The following is an 8,560-nucleotide window of genomic DNA, read 5'->3' as shown; positions in this document are numbered from 1 at the left end:
CAGCACCAGCACCGGAATGTGGCTGCCCAGCTCGCGCAGGTTGCGCAGCTGTTGCCAAGCATCGGGCCGGTGGCCGCTGCGCGACGGGCTGGGGTCCATCACCAGCAGCTCGAAGCCTCGCCGGCCGGCGTGCTCGATGAGCTGGGTGTCGTCGGTGGCCTGCACCTGGTGGCCGTGCGGCTCCAGGCACATGCTCAGCCATTGGCGGCTGTCGGCGTCGGGGTCCACCACCAGCACGCGGGCAGCAGGGTGGGGGCGCCGGTCGGCGGGTGGCAGGGCAGTCGGGGTGGGGTGGTCGGACATGGCATTCAGGCAAAGCAATCCATGCCTGAGAGCCTACGGACATCCCCTTGATCGCAGCCGGGGATCAGTCCGGTGGACAGCCCCCTATTCACCTGCGCTTAACCTTGCAGCAACACAGCGAGGCCGGTCGTGACAAAAGCCCGCTGGCCGTGCTCAACGATGAAAGTGGCCGTCCTCGCCGACGATGGAGAGGTCCGAATAGTCCAGGCCGCTGTGGTCGGTGCTGGAGAAGCTCACTTCCAGGCCGCCGAGGTCGTAGCGCTTGAAGCTTTCGAGCGAGGACCTGATGCGCTCGCGGGTGATGTTTGGCCCGGCGCGACGCAGGGCTTCGACCAGCACCTTGGCACCGGCAAAGCCTTCCAGCATCGCCGGCGTCAGCTCCACGCCCTTGCCCTGCGCGGCCACCAGGCCCATGGCTTCCTTGACCATGCCGTTGTTCATCGAGCGCTCGTACGGGAAGACCTGGGTGATGATGGTGCCGCGGGCGTTGTCGCCCAGGGTCTTGATGAAGCCTTGCGAGGCATTGTTCGACAGCGTGACCAGTTGCGCTTTCGAGCCTGCGGCGCGCAGTTTGCCCAGCGTGTCGGCCACCACGGTGCCGCTGCCGACCACGATCACCGCCTGCACGTCGGCTTTGACCAGCTTGGCGATCACGGGCGCCAGGTCGGGTTTCTCGCGGTCGAACTTCTCGTCCACTGCCGGTTCGCGTCCCACCGCCTTGAAGCCGGTCATCGCGCCCTTGGCGCCGTCTTCGCCAAACGAATCGTTGACGTGGACCAGGCCGATGCGCGACATGCCGATCAGGCTCAGGTGGCGCACCGCGCGCTCGGCTTCGCGCTGGTACGAGGCGCGCACGTTGAAAACCCAGGGCTGCACCGGCTGGTGCATCACCATCGAGCCGGTGGACGGCGCGATCAGCGGCACGCGGGCGGCCGTCACCAGCGGGATGATGGCCTGGTTGTGCGGCGTGCCGCGGGTCAGGAACAGCGCCAGCACGCCGTCGTCGATCAGCTTTTTGGCGTTTTCGGCGGCCAGCGGTGGCTCGAACTTGTCGTCCAGCGAGATCAGCTCGATGGTCTGGCCGTTGATGCCGCCGTTCTTGTTGACGCTGTCGAGGTAGAGCTTGGCGCCCTCGGTCGTCTCTTTGACGCCAGCCGCCACCGGGCCGGTGAAGCCGGCCGTCTGGCCGATCTTGATCTGGGCCCAGGCGGGGCACAGGGCGAGGCATGCCAGGGTCGCAACAACCCATCCGCGGCAGTGACGGTTCAATTTCATGTGATTCCCAACGACAACGACAAGAAAAAAGGTGGCTGGTCTGGCAGCTCTTCCGCGCTGCAGTGCCGGTTGACCGGCCCGCAGCAAGCGCGGGGATTGTCTCGCCTGCCCATGACGCGAGCATGAGCGTTGCACGCAAGGTTGCACCTTGGCAACAACCCTGGCCGCCGCGAGGCCCCCGGGGCGTGACAACATATCGGGTTCTGCCTGCCTCGCACCCCTTCCATGTCCTCTGGCCTGATCCAAATCCGCGGCGCCCGCCAGCACAACCTGAAGAACCTGGACCTGGACATCCGCACCGGCGAGATGACGGTGGTCACCGGTCCCAGCGGCTCGGGCAAGTCCAGCCTGGTGTTCGACACGTTGTATGCCGAGGGCCAGCGCCGCTACGTCGAGACCTTCTCGGCCTATGCCCGCCAGTTCCTGGACCGCATGGACAGGCCGGCGGTGGACAGGGTGGACGGCGTGCCGCCGGCGATTGCCATCGACCAGACCAACCCGGTGCGCACCAGCCGCAGCACGGTCGGCACGATGACCGAGCTGAACGACCACCTGAAGCTGCTGTTCGCCCGCGCCGGCCAGCTGTTCGACCGCAAGACCGCGCTGCCGGTGCGCCACGACACGCCGGAAACCATCTACGAGGACCTGAAGGCCAGGGCCGAGGCGGCGGGTGACCCGCGCCTGGTCGTCACCTTCCCTGTGCAACTGCCGGCGAACACCAGCGCCGAGCAGCTCGAACAGTGGCTGGCCGCCAGCGGTTTCAACCGCGTGCAAGCCGAGCGCACGGTGGACGACAAGAAGCAACTCGACGTGGTGGCCGACCGCTTCCGCTTCTCGAACACCGAGCGTGTGCGGGTGATGGAAGCCATCGAGCTGGGCCTCAAGCGTGGCACGGGCCGCCTGGCCGTCTATGCGCTCAAGGAGGAGGGCGAGCAGGACCTTTGGAAATACTCCACCGGCCTGCACTGCCCCGAGAGCGACCTGCGCTACGGCGAGCCGCAGCCGGCGCTGTTCTCGTTCAACTCCGCCTACGGCGCCTGCGAGACCTGCCGCGGCTTTGGCCGGGTGATCGGCGTGGACCTGGGGCTGGTGATCCCGGACGAGCGCAAGACGCTGCGCAACGGCGCGATCAAGCCGATGCAGACGCCGGCCTGGAAGGAGAGCCAGGACGACATGATCACCTACGCCGGCGAGGCCGGCATCCCGCGCGACACGCCCTGGGGCCAGCTCACGCAAGGCCAGCGCGACTGGGTCATCAACGGCTCGCCGAACTGGACCGGCAACTGGAACAAGCAGTGGTACGGCGTGCGCCGCTTCTTCGAGTACCTGGAGAGCAAGGCCTACAAGATGCACATCCGCGTGCTCTTGTCCAAGTACCGCAGCTACACGCCGTGCCCCACCTGCGGCGGCGCGCGGCTGAAGCTGGAATCGCTGCTGTGGCGCGTGGGCACCAAGGCCAATGCGGACGCGCAGCTGCCGGCCGAGCGGCGCTTCATGCCGGTCGGCGTGGATTGGACCCGCGAGCAGCTGGAGGCGCTGCCCGGCTTGGCGCTGCACGACCTGATGCAGCTGCCGATCGACCGGCTGCGCGGCTTCTTCGACAAGCTGAGCTTGCCGGACGCGTTGCGCGACGAAGCGCTGAAGCTGCTGCTCGAAGAAGTGCAGCACCGGCTGAAATACCTCAGCGACGTGGGCCTGGGTTATCTCACGCTGGACCGCCAGAGCCGCACGCTGTCCGGCGGCGAGGTGCAGCGCATCAACCTGACGACCGCGCTCGGCACCTCGCTGGTCAACACGCTGTTTGTGCTGGACGAGCCCAGCATCGGCCTGCATCCGCGCGACATGAACCGCATCGTGCAGGCCATGCACAGGCTGCGCGACGCAGGCAACACGCTGGTCGTCGTCGAGCACGACCCGGCGGTGATGCTGGCGGCGGACCGCCTGATCGACATGGGCCCCGGCCCCGGCGAGCGCGGCGGGCAGATCGTGTTCGACGGTGTGCCCGAGCAGGCCCGCAATGCCGACACGCTGACCGGCGCCTACCTGGGCGCACGCAAGAGCGTGGGCATGGGCTTCCGGCGTTTCGTGGACGCCAACACGCCCAAGCTGATCCTGGAGGGCGTGCGCGAGCACAACCTGAAGAACCTGCACATCGAATTCCCGCTGCAGCGGCTCACCGTCGTCACCGGCGTCTCGGGTTCCGGCAAGAGCACGCTGGTGCAGGACGTGCTGGTGCCGGCGCTGCAGCGCCACTTCGGCAAGGCGACCGAATCGCCTGGTGCCTTCGACCTCCTGCTGGGTGCGGACTGGCTGTCGGACACGGTGTTCGTGGACCAGTCGCCCATCGGCAAGACGGCGCGGTCCAACCCAGCCAGCTACGTCGGAGCGTTCGACGAGATCCGCAAGCTGTTTGCGGTCGCCCCGCTGGCGCAGGAGCGCAAGTACACCGCCGGCATGTTCAGCTTCAACGCCGGCGACGGGCGCTGCCCGACCTGCGGCGGCTCGGGCTTCGAGCACGTGGAGATGCAGTTCCTGTCGGACGTCTACCTGCGCTGCCCGGACTGTGACGGCCGCCGCTACCGCAACGAGATCCTCGACGTGAAGATCCAGCGTGGCGGGCGGGACCTGTCGATTGCTGACACGCTGGAACTCACTGTCCATGAAGCCGTCACGCTGTTCGCCAATGACCGCGAAGTCGTGCGCACGCTGCAGCCCATCGTCGACGTGGGCCTGGACTACGTGCGCCTGGGCCAGCCGGTGCCCACGCTGTCCGGCGGCGAAGCCCAGCGCCTGAAGCTGGCCGGCCACCTGGCCGAAGCGGCCGGCGCGCCGCGCCAGCCCGTGGCGAAGAAGGGCACGCTGTTCGTCTTCGACGAGCCGACCACCGGCCTGCACTTCGACGACATTGCCAAGCTGATGCGCGCGCTGCGCAAGCTGCTGGATGCCGGCCACTCGCTGCTGGTGATCGAGCACAACCTGGACGTGATCCGCGCCGCGGACTGGCTGGTGGACCTGGGGCCGGAAGGCGGCGAGTCCGGCGGCGAGCTGGTCGCGACCGGCACGCCGGAAGACCTGCGTGCCCACCCCACCTCGCACACCGGCCAGGCGCTGCGCGAGTACGACGGTGCGCTGCATGCCGGCGAGGTCTCGGCCGGGGCTTACCTGGGCAAGGCGGTGAAGGCCAAGCGGCAAGGCGAGGACGCGATCCGCATCATCAATGCCCGTGAGCACAACCTGAAGTCGCTGAACGTGGACATTCCGCGCGGCAAGTTCACGGTGGTCACCGGCGTCTCGGGTTCGGGCAAGTCCACGCTGGCCTTCGACATCCTGTTCAACGAAGGCCAGCGCCGCTACCTCGAATCGCTGAACGCCTACGCGCGCTCCATCGTGCAGCCGGCCGGCCGGCCAGAGGTGGACGCGGTGTGGGGCATTCCGCCGACGGTCGCCATCGAGCAGCGCCTGTCGCGCGGCGGCCGCAAGAGCACGGTGGCCACCACCACCGAGGTCTGGCACTTCCTGCGCCTCTTGTGGGTCAAACTGGGCCTGCAGCACTGCACCAAGGACGGCGCGCCGGTGATGCCGCAGAGCGCCGAGAGCATTGCCGCCCAGCTGCTGCGCGACCACAAGGGCCAGCACGTGGGCCTGCTGGCGCCGCTGGTGGTCAACCGCAAGGGCGTGTACACCGACCTGGCCAAATGGGCCAAGGGCAAGGGCCACAGCCACCTGCGGGTGGACGGCGAGTTCGTGCGCGTGGACCCGTGGCCGCGGCTGGACCGCTTCAAGGAACACACGCTGGAGCTGCCGGTCGGCGACCTGGTACTGAGCGCGGACAACGAACCCGAGCTGCGCCGCCTGCTGGCCGAGGCGCTGGACGTGGGCAAGGGCGTGATGCACCTGCTGTTCCCGCTGGACGGACTGGCCGAGCGCATCGAGGAAGGTGACAGCACCGTGGGCATCGGCCAGGTGCAGGTCTTCTCCACCCAGCGCGCCTGCCCTGTCTGCGGCACCAGCTATCCCGAGCTGGACCCGCGCATGTTCAGCTACAACAGCAAGCACGGCTGGTGCACCGGCTGCGTGGGCACAGGCCTGGCGCTGACGCGCGAGCAGCGCAAGGCCTTCGACGACAGCGTGCGCGACGACGACAACAAGGGCCGCGAGCAAAGCTTCCCCAGCGAGGAGCCGGAAGTCGAGGGCCTGGAAGACCAGTCCTGCCCGGACTGCCACGGCGCACGCCTGAATCCGGTGTCCCGCGCGGTCACCTTCAGCGGCCTGGGCATCCAGAACGTGGCCGAATGGTCAGTGCGCGACACGCATGCCTGGATCGCCGGGCTGCAGCTCGAAGGCCGCGAGGCCGGCATTTCGCGCGACGTGATCACCGAGATCCGCAACCGCCTGGAGTTCCTGTCCGAGGTCGGCCTGGGTTACCTGACGCTGGACCGTGCCGCGCCAACCCTCTCCGGCGGCGAGGCGCAGCGCATTCGCCTGGCCGCCCAGCTGGGCAGCAACCTGCAAGGCGTGTGTTACGTGCTGGACGAGCCGACCATTGGCCTGCACCCGCGCGACAACGGCATCCTCTTGAATGCGCTGCAGAAGCTGGGCGACAAGGGCAACACGCTGGTCGTCGTGGAACATGACGAGGACACGATTCGCCGTGCCGACCATGTGATCGACATCGGCCCCGGCGCCGGCAAGCGCGGTGGCCGCCTGGTGGCCGAAGGCTCGCCGGCGGCGCTGGCCGCGAACCCGGATTCCATCACCGGCCGTTTCCTGGCCAACCCGCTGAAGCACCCGCTGCACGAGCGGCGCGTGCTCAGCGGCGCCACGCCCTCGCTCGCGCTGCGCGGCGCCAAGCTGCACAACCTGCAGGACGTGGATGTGGACGTGCCGCTGCACCGGCTGGTCGCCGTCACGGGCGTTTCAGGCTCCGGCAAGAGCACGCTGGCGCGTGACGTGCTGCTGACCAACGTCGCCGCGCTGGTCATCGCCAAGGGCCGCAAGCCGGACGAGGCGGCCGCGTCATCCGTCATCCTGAGCGGCTGCGCGTCCCTCACTGGCTGGGGCGCGGTGGACCGCGTGCTGGAAGTCGACCAGACGCCCATCGGCAAGACGCCGCGCTCCTGCCCTGCGACCTACATCGGCTTCTGGGACGCGATCCGCAAGCTGTTCGCCGAGACGCTGGAAGCCAAGGCGCGGGGCTATGCGCCCAACCGTTTCAGCTTCAACACCGGCGAAGGCCGCTGCCCCGGCTGCGAAGGGCAGGGCATGCGCACGGTGGAAATGAGCTTCCTGCCGGACGTGAAGGTGCCCTGCGACCTGTGCCACGGCCAGCGCTTCAACGCCGAAACCCTGGCCGTCTCCTGGCGCGGCAAGAGCATTGGCGACGTGCTGCAGATGGAAGTGGACGAGGCGGTGGAATTCTTCGCCTCGATGCCGGCCATTGGCCACCCGCTGCAGTTGCTGAAGGACGTGGGCCTGGGCTACCTGACGCTGGGGCAACCGTCGCCCACGCTGTCCGGCGGCGAGGCCCAGCGCATCAAGCTGGTGACCGAACTCAGCAAGGTGCGCGACGACGTGACCCGCCGCGGCCAGAAGCCGCCGCACACGCTGTACGTGCTGGACGAGCCCACGGTGGGCCTGCACATGGCCGACGTCGAACGGCTCATCCACGTGCTGCACCGCCTGGTCAACGGCGGCCACAGCGTGGTGGTGATCGAGCACGACCTGGACGTGATCGCCGAAGCCGACTGGGTCATCGACCTGGGCCCGGATGGCGGCAACGCGGGTGGCCGCATCGTCTGCGCTGGCACGCCCGAAACCCTGGTGGCGACCGGCACGGCGACTGGTGTGGCATTGGCGCCAGTGCTAGGCCGCTGACGGTGCCCGCCCGAGCCCTCTGACGATGCGTTTGCGCGGCTCAGCGCTCTTCCAAAGTCCAGCGGTAGTTGATGGTCAGCGTGGCACCTTGGTCGCCTCCGAAAAGGTTCCGACCAGGGGCGAATTTGCACCTGGTCGCCACCTTCAGTGACGCTTCATCCAATCTCGGGTACCCGCTGGAGTCTCGGATCACGGCCTTCTCCAGTTTGCCTTCTGCGGACACCGTGATCGTCACATTCGCCGTCCCCCTCTCGTCAAGTGAGGCTGACTCGGGTGGGTATTCGGCACCGGTCGGTGCGCACGTTGCTACGTCGACTCTCATGCGCTGTTCCTGCGCCATGTTGGTGTCCCCGATCTTGTTAGGCGACACATAGTCCGCAAAGATCTGGCCAACGCTTTCCGCGGGCTTGCCTTCGACAGTCCCAGGTTGGAATCGGCATGTCTTCAGCGCAGCGAGCATGGCATTGTCAAAGTCCGGATAGCGGGTCTGGCCGACCTGCTCAACCTGGAGCAATTCGCCTGCGGCGGATACCCTGAATCGGATGTCCAAGCGGCCTAAACGAGCCCCACTTAGCGTGCTGGGAAGAGGCGCGCACGATCCTTGGACGAAAGACGCTGTGAAGGGCGCCACGAGCGAGGCCTCTGCCTGTCGCTCTACCGCATGCGCATGAGTGACCATCGTCAGCCATGCGAGGGATGCACTGAGACAGGCCTTGAAGAAGGGTGGGAACATTTGCATGGATTGGTCGATGGCCGATCTTCGGCGGGCGACATGCTGAATCGCTCTGGGTTTCGTGAAGTCGGTGGGGGCCGCCTAAGGTCGTGGCAGGTCTGGCGAGCTCGCAGCATCGTCCGTGATGCATGCGGCTGCGAGGTGTTCACCGGGTCACCCAACCAACAGTCAGCACGGCGCAGGTGTTGGGAAGAAACGGGTTCAGCGCTCGGCGGCGCCGGTCTTGCAATCGGCGGCGCCCGCTTGCAGTGGCAGCACGTGCAACTGCAGCCGGTAGCTCGCGGGCGCCACCTCCTGACCGGCGCTGGGCCGCGGGCTGAGGTCCAGGAAGCAGAACTGGCGGCCTGCGGCCTGCGACGGTGCGGTTGCCGCTTG

The 8,560-nt window shown here is 67.6% G+C and carries 4 protein-coding genes; 1 reads left to right on the top strand and 3 read right to left on the bottom strand.

The window, feature by feature from the left end; translation table 11 throughout:
• The coding region (locus tag FKP22_RS13355) for a response regulator transcription factor (RefSeq protein WP_141287979.1) at nt 1-303 on the bottom strand (303 nt) is incomplete at its 3' end.
• 153 nt (nt 304-456) lie between these two features.
• Nucleotides 457-1,578: an ABC transporter substrate-binding protein gene (locus FKP22_RS13350; protein WP_141287978.1), complete on the bottom strand. Its 1,122-nt coding sequence runs from the start codon at nt 1,576-1,578 to the stop codon at nt 457-459.
• Between the two features lie 225 nt (nt 1,579-1,803).
• On the opposite strand from FKP22_RS13350, the gene uvrA reads away from it, so the two are divergent.
• The gene (gene uvrA, locus FKP22_RS13345) at nt 1,804-7,452 is read left to right on the top strand and encodes an excinuclease ABC subunit UvrA (RefSeq protein ID WP_141287977.1); all 5,649 of its coding nucleotides are present in this window, start codon (nt 1,804-1,806) and stop codon (nt 7,450-7,452) included.
• A 40-nt stretch (nt 7,453-7,492) separates the two neighbouring features.
• Here the strand turns inward: uvrA and FKP22_RS13340 are convergent, their stop codons facing one another.
• A complete protein-coding gene (locus FKP22_RS13340; RefSeq protein ID WP_170200890.1) occupies nt 7,493-8,002 on the bottom strand; it encodes an energy transducer TonB in 510 nt (169 codons plus the stop codon).
• Nucleotides 8,003-8,560: the final 558 nt, after the last annotated feature.

The organism is Ideonella azotifigens (assembly GCF_006519715.1).
Lineage (GTDB): Bacteria > Pseudomonadota > Gammaproteobacteria > Burkholderiales > Burkholderiaceae_C > Ideonella > Ideonella azotifigens.
This window is presented reverse-complemented; position numbering and strand designations above follow the sequence as displayed.

What these genes read in the sequence shown, in the direction of transcription:
- FKP22_RS13350 (WP_141287978.1), bottom strand. Translation starts at nt 1,578, where the DNA reads ATGAAATTGAACCGTCACTGCCGCGGATGGGTTGTTGCGACCCTGGCA.
- uvrA (WP_141287977.1), top strand. Translation starts at nt 1,804, where the DNA reads ATGTCCTCTGGCCTGATCCAAATCCGCGGCGCCCGCCAGCACAACCTG.